The 19,557-nt window shown below is 70.9% G+C and carries 12 protein-coding genes; 6 read left to right on the top strand and 6 right to left on the bottom strand.

Features of this window, described 5'->3' with window-relative positions:
* Window positions 1-23: 23 nt before the first annotated feature.
* The 4 genes from AC07F0_RS29720 (at window position 24) to AC07F0_RS29705 (ending at window position 5,579) form a co-directional block, all read left to right on the top strand.
* Window positions 24-2,228: a CDP-glycerol glycerophosphotransferase family protein gene (locus AC07F0_RS29720; protein ID WP_478983120.1), complete on the top strand. Its 2,205-nt coding sequence runs from the start codon at window positions 24-26 to the stop codon at window positions 2,226-2,228.
* Entirely contained in the window at window positions 2,225-3,871 is a 1,647-nt protein-coding gene (locus AC07F0_RS29715; RefSeq protein ID WP_478983119.1) for a glycosyltransferase family 2 protein, read from the top strand. The genes AC07F0_RS29720 and AC07F0_RS29715 overlap by 4 nt, the downstream gene beginning before the upstream one ends.
* 137 nt (window positions 3,872-4,008) lie before the next feature.
* Window positions 4,009-4,416 carry a YciI family protein gene (locus AC07F0_RS29710; RefSeq protein WP_436731413.1) on the top strand — a complete coding sequence of 136 codons (408 nt, stop codon included), beginning with the start codon at window positions 4,009-4,011 and terminating at the stop codon, window positions 4,414-4,416.
* Window positions 4,417-4,433: 17 nt separating this feature from the next.
* The gene (locus tag AC07F0_RS29705) at window positions 4,434-5,579 is read left to right on the top strand and encodes an RNA polymerase sigma factor (protein WP_478983195.1); all 1,146 of its coding nucleotides are present in this window, start codon (window positions 4,434-4,436) and stop codon (window positions 5,577-5,579) included.
* Window positions 5,580-5,622: 43 nt separating this feature from the next.
* Here AC07F0_RS29705 and AC07F0_RS29700 read toward each other — a convergent pair whose 3' ends face one another.
* The 5 genes from AC07F0_RS29700 to AC07F0_RS29680 all read right to left on the bottom strand — a co-directional run bounded on the left by AC07F0_RS29700 (window position 5,623) and on the right by AC07F0_RS29680 (window position 14,503).
* Window positions 5,623-7,143, bottom strand: coding sequence for a hypothetical protein (locus AC07F0_RS29700; RefSeq protein ID WP_478983118.1), 1,521 nt, complete (start codon window positions 7,141-7,143; stop codon window positions 5,623-5,625).
* Window positions 7,127-7,585: a GtrA family protein gene (locus tag AC07F0_RS29695; RefSeq protein ID WP_478983117.1), complete on the bottom strand. Its 459-nt coding sequence runs from the start codon at window positions 7,583-7,585 to the stop codon at window positions 7,127-7,129. Before AC07F0_RS29695 ends, AC07F0_RS29700 begins: the two co-directional genes overlap by 17 nt.
* 132 nt (window positions 7,586-7,717) lie before the next feature.
* Window positions 7,718-12,676 (bottom strand): NAD-glutamate dehydrogenase, encoded by a 4,959-nt coding sequence (locus AC07F0_RS29690; protein WP_478983116.1) that lies wholly within the window; start codon window positions 12,674-12,676, stop codon window positions 7,718-7,720.
* 557 nt (window positions 12,677-13,233) lie between these two features.
* Window positions 13,234-13,899, bottom strand: coding sequence for an HAD family hydrolase (locus AC07F0_RS29685; protein ID WP_436731330.1), 666 nt, complete (start codon window positions 13,897-13,899; stop codon window positions 13,234-13,236).
* 88 nt (window positions 13,900-13,987) lie between these two features.
* Window positions 13,988-14,503, bottom strand: coding sequence for a DUF6912 family protein (locus AC07F0_RS29680; RefSeq protein ID WP_436731331.1), 516 nt, complete (start codon window positions 14,501-14,503; stop codon window positions 13,988-13,990).
* A gap of 348 nt (window positions 14,504-14,851) precedes the next feature.
* Between AC07F0_RS29680 and AC07F0_RS29675 the strand changes: the two genes are divergently transcribed.
* Window positions 14,852-15,727, top strand: coding sequence for an Rv3235 family protein (locus AC07F0_RS29675; protein ID WP_478983115.1), 876 nt, complete (start codon window positions 14,852-14,854; stop codon window positions 15,725-15,727).
* Between the two features lie 73 nt (window positions 15,728-15,800).
* On the opposite strand, the gene secA is transcribed toward AC07F0_RS29675, so the two are convergent.
* On the bottom strand, window positions 15,801-18,647 hold the full coding sequence (gene secA / locus AC07F0_RS29670) for a preprotein translocase subunit SecA (RefSeq protein WP_436727766.1): 2,847 nt from the start codon (window positions 18,645-18,647) through the stop codon (window positions 15,801-15,803).
* Between the two features lie 280 nt (window positions 18,648-18,927).
* Here secA and AC07F0_RS29665 point away from each other — a divergent pair, with 280 nt between their 5' ends.
* Window positions 18,928-19,497, top strand: coding sequence for a GNAT family N-acetyltransferase (locus tag AC07F0_RS29665; RefSeq protein ID WP_478983114.1), 570 nt, complete (start codon window positions 18,928-18,930; stop codon window positions 19,495-19,497).
* Window positions 19,498-19,557 lie beyond the last annotated feature (60 nt).

The following is a 19,557-nucleotide window of genomic DNA, read 5'->3' as shown; positions in this document are numbered from 1 at the left end:
GCCGAGAGGGAGGAGCCCCTGTGATGCCCGAGCTCAGCGTCATCGTCCACGGGCCGAACGTGCAGGACCATCTGACGGAGCTTCTCGACTCCCTCGCCGCGCATCCCCTGCCGGACGCCGAGCTCATCGTGGCCGCGGTCGGCGACTGGGCCCTGGAGACGGCCGAGCGGCACACCCCGGACGGCGGCCCGGTCGACGTAGTGCCGCTGCCGGACGGCACGGGTGACGCCGCGGCCCGGGCGGCGGGCGCGGCGCGGGCCTCCGGGCGCTGGCTGCACTTCGTCCACGCCAAGGACGGCCTGCCCGCCGGCGCCCCGCGCACGATCGCCGAGCGGGTGGCCGAGCTCCCGGCCGAGGTGGACGTCCTCCTCGTCGACCACGTCCGCAGCACCTGGCACACCTCCGGCATGCCCTCCCGGGACGGCTCCCTGCTGGCCCGGGCGGGCCGGGCCGACGTCCCCCTCGACGACTGCGCGCCCCTGCTGCGCCTGACCCCGCTGCTCGGCACCCGCGTGCTGCGCGCGGACTTCTGGCGGGCGCACGAACAGCGGCTCACCACCGACGACGAGCCGTACGCCGCCCTGGCCGCCCTGCTGCTCGCCGACCGCGTCGCCTGCCTGCCGCACGTCGCCTACGAGGACCGCAGGCTGCGCCCCGCGAGCCTGCCCCCGGTCACCCCCGAGCAGCACTACGGCCTCGTCGAGCGCTACGAGTCGCTCCTCGACCTCACCCGGGACCGCCGCGCCGCCCACACCGTGCTCTACGACGTCATGGTCCGCGACTGCCTGCGCACCTTCGCGCGCGGCGGCATGCCGGAGGAGGTCGCGCGGGAGTTCTTCCGCCGGGCGTCCCTGGCCGCCCTGCGCCGCCGTCCCGAGGGCTACCGGCGCCCGGCCGGACTCGAAGGCGTCCGCCGCTCCCTGCTCGAAGAGGGCGCCTACGGCAGGTACCGGGCCTTCCAGGCCGTCAACCGCACCCGCCGCACCGCCAAGTCAGCCGTACGGGCCCGCAAGCGGCAGGCCGGCGCCAAGCTCCGCGACCACCAGTACCGCAGGGCACTCGGCCGCCCGGTCGACCCCCACCTGGCGGTGTTCTCGGCGTACTGGAACCGCGGCGTCGCCTGCAACCCGGCCGCGATCGCCGCGAAGCTCGCCGAACTGGCCCCGCAGATCCACCCGGTGTGGGTGGTGACCGAGGAGAACGCGGCCCTGCTGCCGCCCGGCACCGACCACGTCGTGCCCGGCAGCCGCCGCTACTGGGAGGTGCTGGCGACCGCCAAGTACCTCGTCAACAACGTCAACTTCCCCAACGCGGTGGTCAAACGCCCCGACGCGATCCACCTCCAGACCCACCACGGCACGCCCCTGAAGCGCATGGGCATCGACCAGATGGCGTACCCGGCGGCCGCGCAGGGCCTGGACTTCCAGGCGCTGCTGGAGCGCATCGACAAGTGGGACTACAGCGTCTCCGCCAACAGCCACACCACGCGCATGTGGGAGCGCGCGTACCCGTCGCACTACGTCTCCCTCGACCACGGCTATCCGCGCAACGACGTCTACTACACGGCCGGCGCCGAGGACATCCGCAGGGTCCGTGACAGGCTCGGCATCGCGCCGGGCCGCCGGGCCGTCCTCTACGCGCCCACCCACCGCGACTACGAGGCCGGCTGGACCCCGCGCCTGGACCTCGCCGCCCTCGCCGACCGCCTCGGCGAGGACACGGTCCTGCTCGTCCGCGGCCACTACTTCTACGGCGGCGCGGCCTCCCCGCTCACCAACCTGCGCCGCACGGGCCGGATCATCGACGTCTCCTCCTACGACCCGGTGGAGGAGCTGTGCCTGGCGGCGGACGCCCTGGTCACGGACTACTCCTCGATCATGTTCGACTACGCCAACCTCGACCGGCCGATCGTGATCCACGCCGACGACTGGGAGACGTACCGCACCACCCGCGGCGTCTACTTCGACCTGATGGCCGAGGCCCCGGGCCCCGTCGCCCGCAGCCAGGAGGAGCTGACGGAGATCCTCGCCACCGAGGCCTGGCGCGACGAGGGCGCGGCGAAGACCCGGGCCGTCTTCCGGCGCCGGTTCTGCGAGTACGACGACGGACGCGCCGCCGAACGCGTCGTGCGCCGGGTCTTCCTCGGCCAGGACGAACGGTCCCTGCCGCCGGTGCTGCCCATCGAGGAACGCACCCCGGCCCCGACCCCGCAGGAGGCGACCGCATGAGCACCCCCGACGTCACCGTGACGGTCATCGTCTACAACGACGCCGAGCGCCTCCCCCGCGCGGTCGACTCGGTCCGCCGGCAGACCCACGCCAACGTGGAGATCGTCATCAGCGACGACCACTCGACGGACGAGACCCCCGAGGTCGCACGGCGTCTGGCCGCCGAGGACCCCCGCATCCGCCACCTGCGCCTGGAGGAGAACAGCGGCGGATGCAGCGTCCCGCGCAACCGCGCCCTGGAGATCGCCCGGGCGCCGTACCTGATGTTCCTCGACAGCGACGACGAACTTCCCGAGGACGCCGTCGAACTGCTGCTCGCCGCGCACCGCGAGCGCGAGATCGACTTCGCGATGGGCGCGGTGCAGCGGATCCGGGTCGACACCGGCCGCCGTTCGACGTGGATGCCGCACCTGGTCGCCGAGCGCCGCACCCTGGAGGGCATCGAGGCCGACCCGCGGCTGCTCTTCGAGCACCTCGCCACCAGCAAGATGTACGCCCGCGCCTTCCTCGACCGGCACGGCCTGCGCTTCCCCGAGGGCATCCACTACGAGGACCAGCTGTTCTCGGCGCAGGCGTACTGCCTGGCCAAGGCGTTCACGATCATCCCGGAGCCGGTCTACCGCTGGTACGTCGCCCCGTTCGCCGCCTTGGACACGGCCTCGATATCCAACCAGCGGCACAAGGTCGCCAACGTCCGCGACCGCGTCCACGTCCAGCACCTCATCGACACGTTCCTGGCCGAGAGCGGGCACGAGTCGCTGCGGGAGGACAAGGACCACAAGTTCCTCAAGCACGACTTCCGGATGTACGCCGGTGACCTGCCCTACCGGGACGAGGAGTGGCTGTCCTCCTTCGCGGACATCGTCACGCCGTACCTGGACACGCTCACGCCGGGCGCGTTCGCCCGCCTGCCCCGCGCCGAGCGCGTGGTCATCCAGCTGATCCGCGACCGCCGCCTGCCGGAGGCCGGTCTGGCGGCACGGGGCCTCGGCCACGGCGTGGCACCGAGGCACGTCACGACGGACGAAAAGGGCCGCACCTACTGGGGCTCCCGCATTCCGCCCTCCGCGTGGTCCCGCCGTGAGCTGGACATCTCCGACCTGGAGCTGGAGACGCGCCCCTTCCCGAGCGCCCAGTTCCGCCACGAGATCACGGAGATCACCCGGGGTCCGGGCGCCTCGGTCGACCTCACCATCCGCACGTACGACCCGGCCCTGCGCCTCCCGGTCGGGCCCCAGCGCGCGACCGTCCTCATCGCACCGGGCCGGCGCCGTCTGCGCGTCCCGTTCCGCCTCTGTCCCGTCCGCCCCGGCATCTTCGAGGGCCACGCCCACCTGGACCTGGCGGCGGCGCCCCTTCCCTTCCACGGCTTCGCCGGAGTCCGCCACCCCTTGCTCCGCCTGGAACACCAGGGCTTGACCCACACGGGCCTGCTCCTGGCCCCCCTGACGTTCCCGGCCCTGACGACCCAGGTCCCCCACCACCGCCTGACCCTGGAACCGGAGGGGCACGGCCCGGGCCGCCTGCAGGTCCGCTGGGAACCGCTGGGCCTGACGGCGACCCTGATCCGCCCGCTGACCCGCCGGGTGGCGAGGCCCCGGGTGAAGAGGGCGGCACGCCTGGTGGCGAGCGCGCTGAGGTAAGCCGGGCCACCAGGTGAAACAGGCCGGGCAAAGAAAGTCGGCGCGGATGTCGACGGAGATGTCGAGAACCCGCGTCCGGCTCCGTCCCCGGGGTGAACGCGACCACAATGGGTCGCACGAGCCCCGAGGAGAACACGATGGCCAAGTACCTGCTGCTGAAGCACTACCGCGGCGCCCCGGCTCCGGCCAACGACGTGCCGATGGACCAGTGGAGCCCCGAGGAGATCTCGGCCCACCTGCAGTACATGAACGACTTCGCGGCCCGGCTGGAGAAGACCGGCGAGTTCGTCGACGGTCAGGCGCTCGCCCCCGAGGGAACCTGGGTCCGCTACGACGGTGAGGGGCGCCCGCCGGTCACCGACGGCCCGTTCGCCGAGACCAAGGACCTCATCGCCGGCTGGATGGTGATCGACGTCGACAGCTACGAGCGGGCCGTGGAGCTGGCCGGGGAGCTGTCCGCCGCCCCCGGTGCGGGCGGGAAGCCCATCCACGAGTGGCTGGAGCTGCGCCCGTTCTACGGCGTGCAGCCCACCATCACGGAGTGACCTCCCAGGTGACCCGGATGAACGAGGCCCTGCTCAGGAGCCTCACGCCGAGCGTGCTCACCGTCCTCGTCCGCCGCGGAGCCGACTTCGCGGCGGCCGAGGACGCCGTGCAGGACGCCTTGGTCGAGGCGCTCCGGGTCTGGCCGGCCGACCCCCCGCGGGACGCCAAGGGCTGGCTGGTGACCGTGGCCTGGCGCAAGTTCCTCGACGCGACGCGCGCCGACGCCGCCCGCCGCCGGCGTGAGGACCGTGTCGAGGAGGAGCCGGTGCCCGGGCCGGCACCCGCGGTGGACGACACGCTCCAGCTCTACTTCCTGTGCGCCCACCCGTCGCTGACCCCCGCATCGGCGGTCGCGCTCACGCTGCGCGCCGTCGGCGGGCTGACCACCCGCCAGATCGCCGAGGCCTATCTGGTGCCCGAGGCGACCATGGCGCAGCGCATCAGCCGGGCCAAGCGCACCGTCTCCGGCGTGCGCTTCGACCGGCCCGGCGACGTCGCCACCGTGTTGCGCGTCCTCTACCTCGTCTTCAACGAGGGCTACTCCGGCGACGTCGACCTCGCCGCCGAGGCCATCCGGCTCACCCGGCAGCTCGCCGCGTCCATCGACCACCCCGAGGTGGCCGGGCTGCTCGCCCTCATGCTGCTCCACCACGCCCGGCGTGCCGCCCGGACCGCGCCCGACGGCAGCCTGGTGCCGCTCGCCGAGCAGGACCGCGGCCGGTGGGACACCGCGTCGATCGCCGAGGGCGTCGGAATCCTCCAGGCGGCCCTCGCCCGCGACCGGCTGGGCGAGTTCCAGGCCCAGGCCGCCATCGCCGCCCTCCACGCCGACGCGCCCACCGCCGAGGAGACCGACTGGGTGCAGATCGTCGAGTGGTACGACGAACTCGCGCGCCTCACCGACAGCCCGGTCGTCCGGCTCAACCGCGCGGTCGCGGTCGGGGAGGCCGACGGACCGCGCGCCGGCCTCGCGGCCCTCGCGGCGCTGGACTCCTCCCTGCCCCGCCACACCGCGGTGGCGGCGTACCTCCACGAGCGCGACGGCGACCTGACGACAGCGGCACGGCTGTACGCCGAGGCGGCTCGGAAGGCACCCAACCTGGCCGAGCGCAACCACCTGACACGCCAGGCCGCCCGGCTCAATGCCCGCCGAAGCCGCTGACGGGCCGCGCTCGGGACCAGTCGCACAGCGCCGCCGAGCCCTGTCATCGCACCACCGCGTACAACACCTGCCCCTCAGGCCCCTGAATCACCTCCCGCAACCTCACACCGCGTTTCCCGGCGGCCCCCTTGTCCACAACCCACCGCACCCCGTACTCCCGGAGAATCTCCTGGCGCTCCCGCCCTGACGTCTCCGGGCCGAAATACCTCCGCACAGCCGCCGCCCGCCGCCGTTCCCCCGGCAGGAAGAAGTCGGGATATCCAGGCGCCACGGTGTACGCCCCGTACGCGGGGATCTGCCGGGCCGGCCGCCCCTCCCGGGCCATCACCACGTCCCCGTACTTCACCCATGGCGTCATCCAGAAGTACCCCGCCCAGGGCCGCCGGTACTTCTCCGCGACGGCTTCCGGCAGATTCCGCGGCTTCACCACGTACCCGACCGTGCCGATCTGCGTCCAAGCGCCCACGACCAACGCCGCCCCCAGCGCACACGCCCATCCGGCCCGAGCCCCCCGCCGCCCGGCCTCCCCCACCTCCACCGCCACAGCCACCTGCGCCGGAATCAACGCCGCCGGCAGCGCACGCCCCCACGACCAGTGCCCGCTCACCCCACCCGCCGCCACTACGACGCCCCCCAGGACGAAGAACAGCACCAGCGGATCCCACCGGTCGCGCCGCCACCGCATCCCCAGCGCCACCACGCCGAGCAGCACCAGCCAGTACCGCCCGACCAGGTCCTCGTACAACCGCCGGTGCACCGACTCCAGATCCGCACCGGCTCCGAACAGCGCGAAGAAGTCGTAGTACGGCCACAGCAGCAGCACGATCAGCCCCAGCACCAGCCCACCGCCCAGCCGGACCCATACCGCCCGTCCCGGCCGCGCGGCCACCACCGTCGCGACCGCCCCCAGCGTGGCCACCACCCCCGAGAACTGATGGCACAGCAGGATCAGCGCCCACAGCGCCCCCAGACCGAGCCACACACCCCATCCCGCGTCACCGTGACCATGGTCGTCGCCGTCGCCGTCGTCATGACCATTGCCGTGGCCGCGCACCGCCCGCCCGAGCCACGCCCACAAGTGGAACGCGAGCCCCAGCGCGAACACACTCGGATACGACACCGTCAGGGCGAGCGAGTTGAGCCCGTAGAAGCCGCTCCAGTTGAACAGGACCGTCCCCCACAGGAACAGCAGGCTCAGGACGGCCAGCGCCGGCGCGGCACGATGGCCGCTCAGCGTCCGCACGTACCGCCACACCCCCGACAGCAGCAGCGCGAGCCCGGCCAGCGCCCCCAGCCGCAGGACCACGAAGACCGACAGACCGCTCACCCGGGCGACGCAGCCGAGCACCAGCATCCAGGGCGAGTAGTACGGGCTCGGCGTGTCCGCGTCGACGAGCGGATTGCCCGGGTCGACGAGATCGTGCCGCAGCCGCTGGACGGTCGCGGCGTGCATGCCGAGATCCCCGGCCCACGGCAGCCGGACGATCACGAGGACCAGCAACAGGACGACCACCGTGGCCGCCGCCTGCGCGACGAGGGCCGCCGGTCTAGGTGCGGTGCGCATCGTGCTGGAACACCCAGGTGCGGCAGACGAGGAAGCGGAAGGCGGAGGCCAGCACGATGGAGGCCGCCTTGACCGCGTTGGACTCGAGGGGACCGGTCAGGCCGAGTCCGTGGTACCCGGCGTAGAACAGCCCGCTCTCCATGGCCACGCCGATCCCGCTGAAGCCGAAGAACAGCGCGATCTGGCGCCGGGTGCGGGACGCCCTGTCCCGGTAGGTGAAATACCGGAACCCGAGGTAATTCGTGCCCATGGCGATCAGGCTGGCCAGCACGGTCGCCGGCATGGCGGCCCGGTGCAGCCCGTGCAGGAACGCGTTGAACACCAGGAAGTTCACCGCGACGCCGCTCCCGCCGACCAGCGCGAAGGTCACTACTTCGACGACGACGGGCTTCACCGGCGGGGCGGGAGCGGCCGCTCGCTCCCCGGAGAGATTCACTGTCACGCCCCAAGCCTTAGCCGGAAACCGTAAGTCCTCCACTCGAATCGCCCTAAGGCACGCCAAGAAAGCGCCCCCGGCCGACATCGGCCCGGGGCGCCCACTCCGCCGTACTCCTTCCTGGTCCTGGGACCAGTCCTACGAATGCGTCCGCAGCAGGGTCCGCATCGTCCGCATCGCGACCGACAGGTTCGCGAGGTCGAACGCCTCGGAGCTCTGGATCTCCTCCAGTGTGGTGCGGGCCCGGCCGAGGATCGCCGCGTTCTTCTGCTCCCACGCCTTGTAGCGCTGCTCGGGCGTCGAGGTGCCGTTGCCCACCGCCAGGACGTCGGCGGTCAGCGCCGCGTGCGCCGCGTACAGGTCCTCGCGGATCGCCGCACGGGCCATGGACTGCCAGCGGTCGGCGCGGGGCAGCTCGATGATGCGGTCCATGAGCTGGGTGATCCGCAGCCGGTCGGCGAGGTCGTAGTAGACCTCGGCGACGTCCAGCGGCTCCCGGCCCATGCGGTCGGCCACCGAGACGATGTCGAGGGTCGGGAAGGCGGAGGAGAACCCGGCCACGCGGGTGGCGAGTTCGTCCGGGACGCCGGCGTCCGTCAGCTCGTCGTAGATCTTCTGGTACCACTCCAGGTCCGCGCCCCGCAGCAGCTTCGGAAGCTGCGCCCAGACCTGCTCGACGCGGTCGGCGAAGAAGTCGACGGTCTCGGCGAGCTGGAGCGGCTGCGGCCGGTTGTTGAGCAGCCAGCGCGTGCCGCGCTCCACGAGGCGGCGCGAGTGCAGCCGGATGCGGGTCTGGACGTCGGCCTCGGCCTTGTTGTCGAGCGCCTCGACCCCGTCCCACACCTCCGCGGAGCGGAAGATCGCACGCGCCGCGGTCTGGGCCCGGACGATCTCCTCCAGGGACGCGCCGGTCTCCTCGCGCAGGCGGTGCAGGTATGTCGTACCGCCCGTGTTGACCGTGTCGTTGACCAGGACGGTCGTGGTGATCTCGCGGCGCAGCGGGTGGCCGTCGATGCGCTGGGCGAACTGCTCGCGCAGCTCGGTCGGGAAGTAGCAGTGCAGCAGGCCCCGCAGGTACGGGTCGTCGGGCAGCGAGGTGTGCAGCAGCTCCTCGGCGACCGTGATCTTCGTGTACGCCAGCAGGACGGCCGTCTCCGGGCTGGTCAGGCCCTGCCCCTGGGCGAGCCGCTCGCGGATCTGCCGGTCGGTGGGCAGGAACTCCAGCGCACGGTCGAGGTGGCCCTCCCTGACCAGGTGCTTCATGAAGCGCTGCTGGGCGTGGAGCATGTCCTTGGACTGGGCGAGGGCGTTGGCGATCGCCGTGTTCTGCGCGTAGTTGTTGCGCAGCACCAGCTGACCGACCTCGTCGGTCATCTCGGCGAGCAGCTTGTTGCGCTGCTTGACGGTCATGTCGCCGTCCGCGACCAGGCCGTTGAGCAGGATCTTGATGTTCACCTCGTGGTCGGAGGTGTCCACACCCGCGCTGTTGTCGATGGCGTCGGTGTTGATGCGGCCGCCGTGCAGCGCGAACTCGATCCGGCCGAGCTGGGTCAGGCCCAGGTTGCCGCCCTCGCCGACGACGTTGACGCGCAGGTCCTTGCCGTCGACGCGGATGGCGTCGTTGGCCTTGTCGCCGACGTCCGCGTTCGACTCTGCGGAGGACTTGACGTACGTACCGATGCCGCCGTTCCACAGCAGGTCCACCGGCGCCTTGAGGATCGCCTTCATCAGGTCGGCCGGGGTCAGCTTGGTGACCTTGGCCTCGATGCCGAGGGCCTCGCGGATGTGCGCGTTGACCGGGATCGCCTTGGCCGTACGCGGGAAGATGCCGCCGCCGGCCGACAGCAGCTCCTTGTTGTAGTCCTCCCAGCTGGAACGCGGCAGCTCGAACAGGCGGCGGCGCTCGGCGTAGGAGGTGGCGGCGTCCGGGTTCGGGTCGATGAAGATGTGCCGGTGGTCGAAGGCGGCCACCAGGCGGATGTGCTCGGAGAGCAGCATGCCGTTGCCGAACACGTCACCGGACATGTCGCCGATGCCGACGACCGTGAAGTCCTCGGTCTGGGTGTCCACACCCAGCTCCCGGAAGTGCCGCTTGACGGACTCCCAGGCGCCGCGGGCGGTGATGCCCATGCCCTTGTGGTCGTAGCCGGCCGAGCCGCCGGAGGCGAAGGCGTCACCGAGCCAGAAGTTGTACTTCTCGGCGACCTCGTTGGCGATGTCGGAGAAGGTCGCGGTGCCTTTGTCTGCGGCGACGACGAGGTACGTGTCGTCCTCGTCGTGCCTCACGACGTCCGCCGGGGGCACGACCTCGCCGGCCACCATGTTGTCGGTGATGTCGAGCAGCGCCGAGATGAACGTCTTGTAGCTGGCGACGCCCTCGGCCATCCACGCGTCGCGGTCGACGCTCGGGTCGGGCAGCTGCTTGGCGACGAAGCCGCCCTTGGCGCCGACCGGCACGATGACGGTGTTCTTCACCATCTGCGCCTTGACCAGCCCGAGGATCTCCGTACGGAAGTCCTCACGGCGGTCGGACCAGCGCAGGCCCCCGCGCGCGACCTTGCCGAAGCGCAGGTGCACGCCCTCGACACGCGGCGAGTACACCCAGATCTCGAACGCCGGGCGGGGCGCCGGAAGGTCCGGGATGGCCTGCGGGTCGAACTTCATGGAGACGTAGTCGTGCGGCTTGCCGCCCGCCGCCTCCTGGAAGAAGTTGGTCCGCAGCGTCGCCTTGATGACGGTGAGGAAGGACCGCAGGATCCGGTCCTCGTCGAGCGAGGCCACCTGGTCGAGGGCCGCGTCGACCTCCTCCAGCAGCGCGTCCACGATCTCGTGCCCCGCGCGCTGCCGGTCCGGCGACATCCGCGCCTCGAACAGGGAGACGAGCAGGCGGGTGGTGTGGACGTTGTTGCGGAGGGTGTCCTCCATGTAGTCCTGGCTGAACGTGGACGCCGCCTGCCGCAGGTACTTCGCGTACGCCCGCAGCACCATGGCCTGGCGCCAGGTCAGCCCGGCGCTCAGCACCAGGGCGTTGAAGCCGTCGTTCTCGGCCTTTCCGGTCCAGGTGGCGGCGAAGGCGTCCTGGAACCGCTCGCGGGCGTCGTCGGCGAGGTACTCACCACCGCCGCGGGAGCGGGGCATGCGCAGGCCGAAGTCGTAGATCCAGGCCACGCTCCGGTCCGAGCAGCGCAGCTCGTACGGCCGCTCGTCGACCACCTCGACGCCGAGCCGGTTGAGGACCGGCAGCACCGCCGACAGGGAGATGGCGTCGCCCGTGCGGTAGATCTTGAAGCGGCGCTCCTCGGGGGCCGCGCCCACCGGCTCGTAGAGGCTGAGCGCGAAGTCCTGGCCCTCCTCGGCGTTCAGCTGTTCGAGGTGGACCAGGTCGGCGACCGCGGCGCGCGGGTTGTGGTCGGCCTTGTACCCCTCGGGGAAAGCGTGCGCGTACCGGCGCATCAGCTCGGCCGCCTGCTCCTCGCCGAGCTCGGCGTTGAGCGCCTCGGCGAAGGCGTCCTCCCAGGAGCGGGCGGCCTCCACCAGCCGGGCCTCGATGCGCTCCTTGTCGGCGTCGGACAGCTCGGGCAGTTCGGTGCCCTGCGGGACCCTGACCACGAAGTGCAGCCGGGACAGGATCGACTCGGTGTTCCAGGCCGTGAAGTCGACGCTGATGCCGCTCAGTTCCTCCTTGAGGATCTCGATGATCCGCAGGCGGACGGCCGTGGTGTAGCGGTCGCGCGGGAGGTAGACGAGGGCGGAGTAGTAGCGCCCGTACTCGTCCTGGCGCAGGTAGAGCCTCAGCCGCCTGCGCTCCTGGAGGTAGAGGACGGAGGTGACGATGGACCGCAGCTCGTCGACCGGGGTCTGGAACAGCTCGTCGCGCGGGTAGGTCTCCAGGATCTGGAGCAGGTCGCGCCCGTCGTGGCTGTTGGGCGAGAACCCGGCCTGTTCGAGGACCTCCTCGACCTTGCGCCGGATGACCGGGACCCGGCGCACGGACTCGGTGTAGGCGGCGGAGGAGAACAGCCCGAGGAACCGCCGCTCGCCGACGACATTGCCCTCGGCGTCGAACTTCTTGACCCCGATGTAGTCCAGGTACGACGGCCGGTGCACGGTCGACCGGCTGTTCGCCTTGGTCAGGACGAGCAGCTTGTGCTCGCGGGCCTTGGCCCGGGCGTCGGCGGGCAGCCGCTCGAAGGACGGGCTGACCGGGTGGCTCTCCTGGTCGGAGTGGTGCGGGTCGGCGCGCAGGATGCCGAGGCCGGTGCCGGGCACGGCGGCCAGCGAGTCGTCCCCGCGCAGCTGGTACTCGCGGTAGCCGAGGAAGGTGAAGTGGTCGTCGGCCAGCCAGCGCAGCAGCTCGCGGGCCTCCTCGACCTGGGGCCCGGGCAGGTCACCGGGGATGGGCTCGTCCGGCAGCCCCTCCGCCAGCCGGAGCGCCGCCTCCCGCATCTTGCCCCAGTCCTCGACGGCCTCGCGGGCGTCGGACAGCACCCGCAGCAGGTCGGCGGTGATCTGCTTCAGATCGGCCCGGTCGGTCTCGCGATCGATCTCGACGTGGATCCAGGACTCGATGTGCGCGTCGTGCGGAAGGTCACCCATGCCGGTCGCGGGCTTGGGCAGCACCTCGATGAGCTTGCCGGTGACGTCGCGCCGCACGACGAACTGCGGGTGGATGACGACGTGAATCCCGCGCCCCTGCCGCGTCAGCTCATTGGTGACGGAGTCGACGAGGAAGGGCATGTCGTCGGTGACGACCTCGACCACGGAGTGGCTGCACGTCCACCCGTTCTCTTCCACCGTGGGGGTGTGCACCCGCACGTTGGCCGTGCCCTGAGGGCGGTTTTCGGCCAGCCGGTAGTGCGAGACGGCGGCTCCGAAGACGTCGACCGGGTCGCGGTCGGTCAGGTCCTCCGGGGCCGTGTGCAGGTAGTAACGCTGGAGGAACGAGAGCAGGGACTCGCGATCCGGGGCCTCCCGGGCGTCTGGGGTCTCCTCGCCCGTCGACCCGGTCGGTAGGTGCCCCCCGACCGGGCTGTTCTCAGCAACCCGGGCGGCCCTCTCGAGCAACTCGGCCTTGGCTTCGTCCAGCTTGGTCTGCATTGTCCTCTGGCTCCTGTCGCGCGCCGTTGCGTGACGTAGAAGGAAGTACGGCCTCTGCGCTTACGACGTCACGTCGTGACACGGGGTATCCGGTCTGTTCCGACGCTATGCCGCAAGGTGAGATGAGCGGGGGTGTCTGAGCCAATCTTGAGCTGTCACACGGGTGTGAGGCTGCTCTCTGCGACGCCTCGGTCCGGGTGGTGCTCGGCGTCCCGGGAGTCCTCGAAGCCCCGTCCCGCCCGCGAAGACCAGCGACCGCCGCCCGGTCACGGATGTGGTCCGTGCTCTCCGGGCGCAGGGCAGGGACGACGACGTCCCCGCGAACTATCGCGCTGATCACGCCACCAAGGCTATCGCTCCTTACAGGGGGCCCGTCATGAGCCGTATGTGTACAAAACCAGGCCTGGAAGTTTGACGTTCTGCACAGTGCCCCTACAGGGCGACGGGCCCAGCTGCGGGCAATCGTGCCGCCGAGGGCCGCACGGGTGGGCGCAGCGGCACCCCGTCACGCCGGGCTGCGTCCCCACCCGACCCCGGTACAACCGCCGAGTACCCAGCTACGCCGCCAGCCGCTCAGCCTCCGCCACGGCCTCCTCCAGGGTGTCCACGACCGGCACTCCCACCGCCTCCAGACTCGCCCGACTGTGCGATCCGCCGGTGTACAGCACGGCCCGCGCCCCCACGTACTGCGCGGCCACCGCATCATCCGCGGCGTCCCCGATCACCACGGTGCGTTCAGGAGCCACGCTCACGAGCGACGCGAGATGCCGCACCATGTGCTCGGCCTTGCTGCCCCCCGACGGCCCGGTCCGCCCGTCCACCCGTATGAAGTGCGGCTCGATCCCGAATCCCCGCACCAACGGAACCAGCTCCTCATGCACGTACATACTGAGGATCGACTGACTCCGCCCCGCCGACCGCCACCCGGACAGCAGCTCCACCGCCCCCGCGGTCAGCCCGCAGCGCACCCGGTGCTCCGCGTAGTACCGATGGAAGATGTCGTCCATGACCTCCCACTCGGCCTCGGTCGGCAGCCGCCCCATCAGCCGCTCATAGAACTTCGGCACCGGCACGCAGTAGAGCTCCCGGTACTTCTCCAGCGTCAGCGGCTCAAGCCCCAGCTCGGCGAACGCCGCGTTCGTCGCCCCGATGATCGCGTCGATGTCGTGGAACAGCGTCCCGTTCCAGTCCCAGACAATGTGCGCGCCCGTCTGCTTCCCCATGCCCCAAAACGTACCCGCCCCCACTGACAATCAAGAGAACGGCGACTCAGCGCGCCCCTCTGCACGCCGAGAGCACCCACCCGGGCGCTCAGTCCCCGCGCCCCACCAGGTTGGGAATCTCCTGCGTGGCGAACCACAGCAGCTCGTGGTCCTCCGCCCCGTCCACGACGAACTGCGCGTCGTCGTCCCCACCGTCCGCCGCCGGCAGTGCCTCGGCCGCCGCCGTCACATCCGCCTCCGCGTCCGCGGCGTCGACATGCACGGACGCCGCCTTGGCCAGTGCGACGGGGCCGGCGACCCGCACTTCCCCCAGCGCCGCCGGGTCGAGCCCTCGGTCGGGGTCAGCGCTCGCGGCCCGGTCGGCCACGTCCACGGCCACCACGACCCGCCGCCGCGGCGCCTCCGGCTCGGCCGCCAGCAGCCGCAGCGAGGCCAGCGCGGCCCGGCTCAGCGCCGCGTACTCCAGTTCCTCGATGTCGTCGGAGAGGTACCACTCGCGCAGCCCGGGCGTCACGGCGTACGCGACGAACGGCCCGGATCCCAGCTCACCCGTCTTGTACGCCTCGGCGAGACCGGGGAGGGTCAGGGGCACGTAGACACGCATGGCTGGCCGCTTCTTTCGTGGTCGTTTCTTCGTGGTCGTTTTTCGTGGCCGGTTCGTGGTCGTCGTCACGGCCGGAGGGCTCCGGAGGGCCTTCAGGATACGTGCGGCGCGTCCCCTTTCGAGTTCCACCCTGTGACGCCGGACGCGGCAACTCCAGGCCCGGCATTCACCCGGCGCACCCCCGCAGTGACTGGTTCCGCGCCCTCCCCATCACCCTGATAGGTGAACATTCCGGCGCTCGCCACCCGAGGTCCGCTTCCTTGCCCCTGCCCCCGTCGGGCCCGTACAAGATCACCAACTCGAAGTTACTCCCCGGTATCCACCGGGCCCACGAAACGGGGACCCTCCATGCACAAGGTCATGACCAGGGCACAGCAGCGCCCGGCCGCACGCCCGCCGTCCCGCCGCGACCCACGCCGCCCCGGTGGCAGCGCCGGTGCACGCACATCCGGCAACCCCACCCCGCGCACCCCCGGGAGCCCCCCTCCCCGGACCTCCGACGGCACCACGCCGCCCCGCACCCCCGGCGGAGGCCCCGTCCGCACCCCGGCAGCCGACGGCCGGCCTCCGGGCTCCGCCCGCACCACGAGCCCCCGCACCCGCCCCACGGACACCCGCCCGCCGACACCCTCCGCCACCCCCACAGCACCCCACAGAGCGACACGGGCCACCGCCCCGGCGACCCGGCCCACCCCAACGCCGGCCCCGGCCTCCCGTGACACCTCACCGGCCCCGGTCTCCCGGACGAACACATCGGTCCCGGCTTCCCGGCAGACCACGCCACCCGCCCACGTCTCCCGGAACGCCACACCCGTTCCGGCCTCCCAGGACAACGCACCCCGCGTCCCGGGCCGGCACCGCCACCGCCCGGTGCCGGTCCCGCACCTCCTCCCCACCGACCTCTTCGCCGACCTCCTGCTCGCGGTCCTCAGCGGCCACCGCCCCGTCCACTCGATGCTCCGCCACACCAGGGGCCGCGCCTACGACGAACTGGCCTGGCTCGCCGAACGCGGCCCCCTGCGCACCCGCGGCACCCGCCCCGTCGTCCGCGACATCGGCTATTTCGAACCCCGCCCCGGCGCCATCGAGGCCTTCGCCCGCATCGGCGCCGGAGACCAACTGCGCGCCATGGCCTTCCGTCTGGAACTCGGCCAGGACCTCCGCTGGCGCTGCACGGCGGTGGAACTCGGCGGCCCCCGCCCGCCCCGCGCAGAGGCCGACTGACCCCGCCGAACCGAAAGGGCCGGACACCCTCGGGTGTCCGGCCCTTCCTGCCACTACGGCGCCTCAGCGACCGTCACTTCTTACGACGGCCCCGGCTCCGCGCCTGCTTGCGGCGCTCCGCGCGCGTGAGGCCGTCGGCCTCGGAACGCACCGGCTCCTCGTCGGTGGCGAAGTCACCCTCGATGGTGCCGCCCTCGCCGTCGACCGTCGGGGCGGAGAAGTGGAGGTTGCGCCGCTGCGGGGCGTCGAGCCCCTTGGCCCGGATCTCCGGACGCGCCCCGGCCTGGGCCGGCACCGTGTCGTGCTTCTCCAGGTCGGCCACCGGCTTGGTGTCCTCGACCGGGACCTCCTCGACCTGCTGCTCGACCTGAACCTCCAGGTTGAACAGGTAGCCGACGGACTCCTCCTTGATGCCCTCCATCATGGCGGTGAACATGTCGAAGCCCTCACGCTGGTACTCGACCAGCGGGTCCTTCTGCGCCATCGCGCGCAGGCCGATGCCCTCCTGGAGGTAGTCCATCTCGTAGAGGTGCTCGCGCCACTTGCGGTCGAGGACCGACAGCACGACCCGGCGCTCCAGCTCACGCATGATCTCGGAGCCGAGCTGCGCCTCGCGCGCCTCGTACTGCGCGTGGATGTCGTCCTTGATGGAGTCGCCGATGAACTCGGCGGTCAGCCCGGCCCGGTCGCCGGCCGCCTCCTCCAGCTCCTCGATCGTGACGTTGCACGGGTAGAGCTGCTTGAAGGCGCCCCACAGCCGGTCGAGGTCCCAGTCCTCGGGGAAGCCCTCGGCGGTCTCGGCCTGGACGTAGGCGTCGATCGTGTCGTCCATGAAGTGCTGGATCTGCTCGTGCAGGTCCTCGCCCTCCAGGACGCGGCGCCGCTCGCCGTAGATGACCTCACGCTGGCGGTTGAGGACCTCGTCGTACTTCAGGACGTTCTTACGGGTTTCAAAGTTCTGCTGCTCGACCTGCGACTGGGCGGAGGCGATCGCACGCGTGACCATCTTGTTCTCGATCGGCACGTCGTCCGGGACGTTCGCCATCGACATCACGCGCTCGACCATCTGGGCCTTGAACAGCCGCATCAGGTCGTCACCGAGGGAGAGGTAGAAGCGGGACTCGCCCGGGTCGCCCTGACGGCCGGATCGGCCGCGCAGCTGGTTGTCGATCCGCCGCGACTCGTGCCGCTCGGTGCCCAGCACGTAGAGGCCGCCGAGCTTCTCGACCTCTTCCTTCTCGGCCTGGACGGCCTTCTCGGCGCGCTGGAGGGCCTCGGGCAGGGCCTGCGCCCACTCCTCGATGTGCTCCTCGGGGTCGAGGCCGCGCTGGCGCAGCTCCGCCTCGGCGAGGTCCTCGGGGTTGCCGCCGAGCTTGATGTCCGTACCACGGCCGGCCATGTTCGTGGCCACCGTGACGGAGCCCTTGCGGCCGGCCTGGGCGACGATCTGCGCCTCACGGTCGTGCTGCTTGGCGTTCAGCACCTCGTGCTGGATGCCGCGCTTGCTGAGCTGCTGCGAGAGGTACTCGGACTTCTCGACCGAGGTGGTGCCGACGAGGATCGGCTGGCCCTTGCGGTGCTTCTCCTCGATGTCGTCGACGACCGCCTCGAACTTGGCGACCTCGGTCCGGTAGATCAGGTCCGACTGGTCCTTGCGGACCATCGGCCGGTTGGTCGGGATCGGCACCACGCCGAGCTTGTAGATCTGGTGGAACTCGGCGGCCTCGGTCATCGCGGTACCGGTCATGCCGCAGAGGCCGGGCTGCTCCTTGCCCTTGTGGTCGTGGCGCTTGTAGAGGCGGAAGAAGTTCTGGAGCGTGATCGTGGCGAGCGTCTGGTTCTCGTCCTTGATCGGCACTCCTTCCTTCGCCTCGATCGCCTGGTGCATGCCCTCGTTGTAACGGCGGCCCGCGAGGATACGTCCGGTGTGCTCGTCGACGATCATGACCTCGTCGTCGATGATGACGTAGTCCTTGTCCTTCTTGAAGAGCTCCTTGGCCTTGATGGCGTTGTTCAGGTAGCCCACCAGCGGGGTGTTCACCGACTCGTACAGGTTGTCGATGCCCAGCCAGTCCTCGACCTTGGCGACACCGGACTCGTGGATCGCTACCGTGCGCTTCTTCTCGTCGACGTCGTAGTCGCCGGTCTCCTCGATGCCCTTGAGCGGCTGGCCCGCCTCGCCGCGCTTGAGGCGCTTGACCAGCTTGGCGAAGTCGCCGTACCACTTGGTGGCCTGGTCGGCCGGGCCGGAGATGATCAGCGGCGTACGGGCCTCGTCGATGAGGATGGAGTCGACCTCGTCGACGATGGCGAAGTTGTGTCCGCGCTGGACGAGCTCGTCCTTGGACCACGCCATGTTGTCGCGCAGGTAGTCGAAGCCGAACTCGTTGTTCGTACCGTACGTGATGTCGCAGGCGTACTGCTCGCGGCGCTGAGCCGGCGTCATGTTGGCGAGGATGCAGCCGACGCTCAGACCCAGGAAGCGGTGGACGCGGCCCATCATCTCGGAGTCGCGCTCGGCCAGGTAGTCGTTCACCGTGATGATGTGGACGCCCTCGCCGGACAGCGCGTTCAGATACGCCGGCAGCGTGCCGACGAGGGTCTTGCCCTCACCGGTCTTCATCTCGGCCACGTAGCCCATGTGCAGGGCGGCGCCGCCCATCATCTGCACGTCGTAGTGCCGCTGGCCCAGGACGCGCTTGGCGGCCTCGCGGACGGTGGCGAACGCCTCGGGCAGCAGGTCGTCCAGCGTCTCGCCGTCCGCGTAGCGCTGCTTGTACTCATCGGTGAGGGCCCGCAGCTCGGCGTCGGAGAGGTCGACGAAGTCCTCTTCGATGGAGTTGACCTGGTCCGCGATGCGGTGCAGCTTGCGCAGGATCTTGCCTTCGCCTGCACGCATGATCTTGGAGAGGACGGACACGGGGGTTGGTCTCCTTGCCGGTCGGGCCTGGGACGGTCGGTTACCACTTGACTTACTGAGCAACGGCCATCGTATGCGAGGACCCCGCCGCGCCGGGAGGGCCTGCCGAGACGGCGGCCGTCCGCTGCTTCATTTCTCTTTCACTCTGCTTCAAAGGGGACAACGTCCGGGCCCCTCGGATGGTGCCGCACCCCTCACCCGAATTGAGCGAAGCGTGATGACTTCCTCACTCACGGCAAACAGATGGTGCTTTGCGCGGGCCTCGCACCACAATCGGCCGATGGACCCCGTCACCCTCACCACGGACCGCCTCCTGCTGCGCACGGTCGGCCCCCAGGACACCGACGCGGTGTACGCGGCCTGCCAGGACCCCGACATCCAGCGCTGGACCACGATCCCTTCGCCGTACCTCCGCGAACACGCCGAGGGCTTCACGGAGCAGTTGGTGCCCGACGGCTGGGCGGACGGGTCCATGTACACCTTCGGCGTCTTCCTCCACTCCGGAGAACTCACCGGCATGGTCGGCATCACGCTGCGCGCCCTCGGCGTGGCCGAGATCGGCTTCTGGGCCGCCAAGGAGCACCGCTCCAACGGATACGTCACGGAGGCCGCCCTCACGGCCTGCCGCTGGGCCTTCGTCCACGCGGCGATCGACCGCGTCGAATGGCGCGCCGAGGTGGGCAACCGCGCCTCGCGCGCGGTGGCGGAACGCGCCGGCTTCACGATCGAAGGCATGTTGCGCGCCGCGACCAACAACAAGGGCGTACGCCGTGACACGTGGGTCGGCTCCCTGCTCCCCTCGGACCTGGGCCTCCCGTCGACGGCCCCGTACTTGCCGGCACGCGCGTAGCTGCCTGAGCTGCGTCAGCTGCGGGCAGTCGTGCCGCTGGGGCCGCACGGGTGGGCGCGG

It is taken from the genome of Streptomyces sp. NPDC045955 (assembly GCF_056430805.1).
This window is presented reverse-complemented; position numbering and strand designations above follow the sequence as displayed.

Coding starts and splice junctions, on each gene's coding strand:
- AC07F0_RS29680 (WP_436731331.1), bottom strand. CDS start 14,503: ATGCGTGTCTACGTGCCCCTGACCCTCCCCGGTCTCGCCGAGGCGTAC.
- AC07F0_RS29705 (WP_478983195.1), top strand. CDS start 4,434: ATGAACGAGGCCCTGCTCAGGAGCCTCACGCCGAGCGTGCTCACCGTC.
- AC07F0_RS29700 (WP_478983118.1), bottom strand. CDS start 7,143: ATGCGCACCGCACCTAGACCGGCGGCCCTCGTCGCGCAGGCGGCGGCC.
- AC07F0_RS29675 (WP_478983115.1), top strand. CDS start 14,852: ATGCACAAGGTCATGACCAGGGCACAGCAGCGCCCGGCCGCACGCCCG.
- AC07F0_RS29690 (WP_478983116.1), bottom strand. CDS start 12,676: ATGCAGACCAAGCTGGACGAAGCCAAGGCCGAGTTGCTCGAGAGGGCC.
- AC07F0_RS29710 (WP_436731413.1), top strand. CDS start 4,009: ATGGCCAAGTACCTGCTGCTGAAGCACTACCGCGGCGCCCCGGCTCCG.
- AC07F0_RS29715 (WP_478983119.1), top strand. CDS start 2,225: ATGAGCACCCCCGACGTCACCGTGACGGTCATCGTCTACAACGACGCC.
- AC07F0_RS29720 (WP_478983120.1), top strand. CDS start 24: ATGCCCGAGCTCAGCGTCATCGTCCACGGGCCGAACGTGCAGGACCAT.
- AC07F0_RS29685 (WP_436731330.1), bottom strand. CDS start 13,899: ATGGGGAAGCAGACGGGCGCGCACATTGTCTGGGACTGGAACGGGACG.
- AC07F0_RS29665 (WP_478983114.1), top strand. CDS start 18,928: ATGGACCCCGTCACCCTCACCACGGACCGCCTCCTGCTGCGCACGGTC.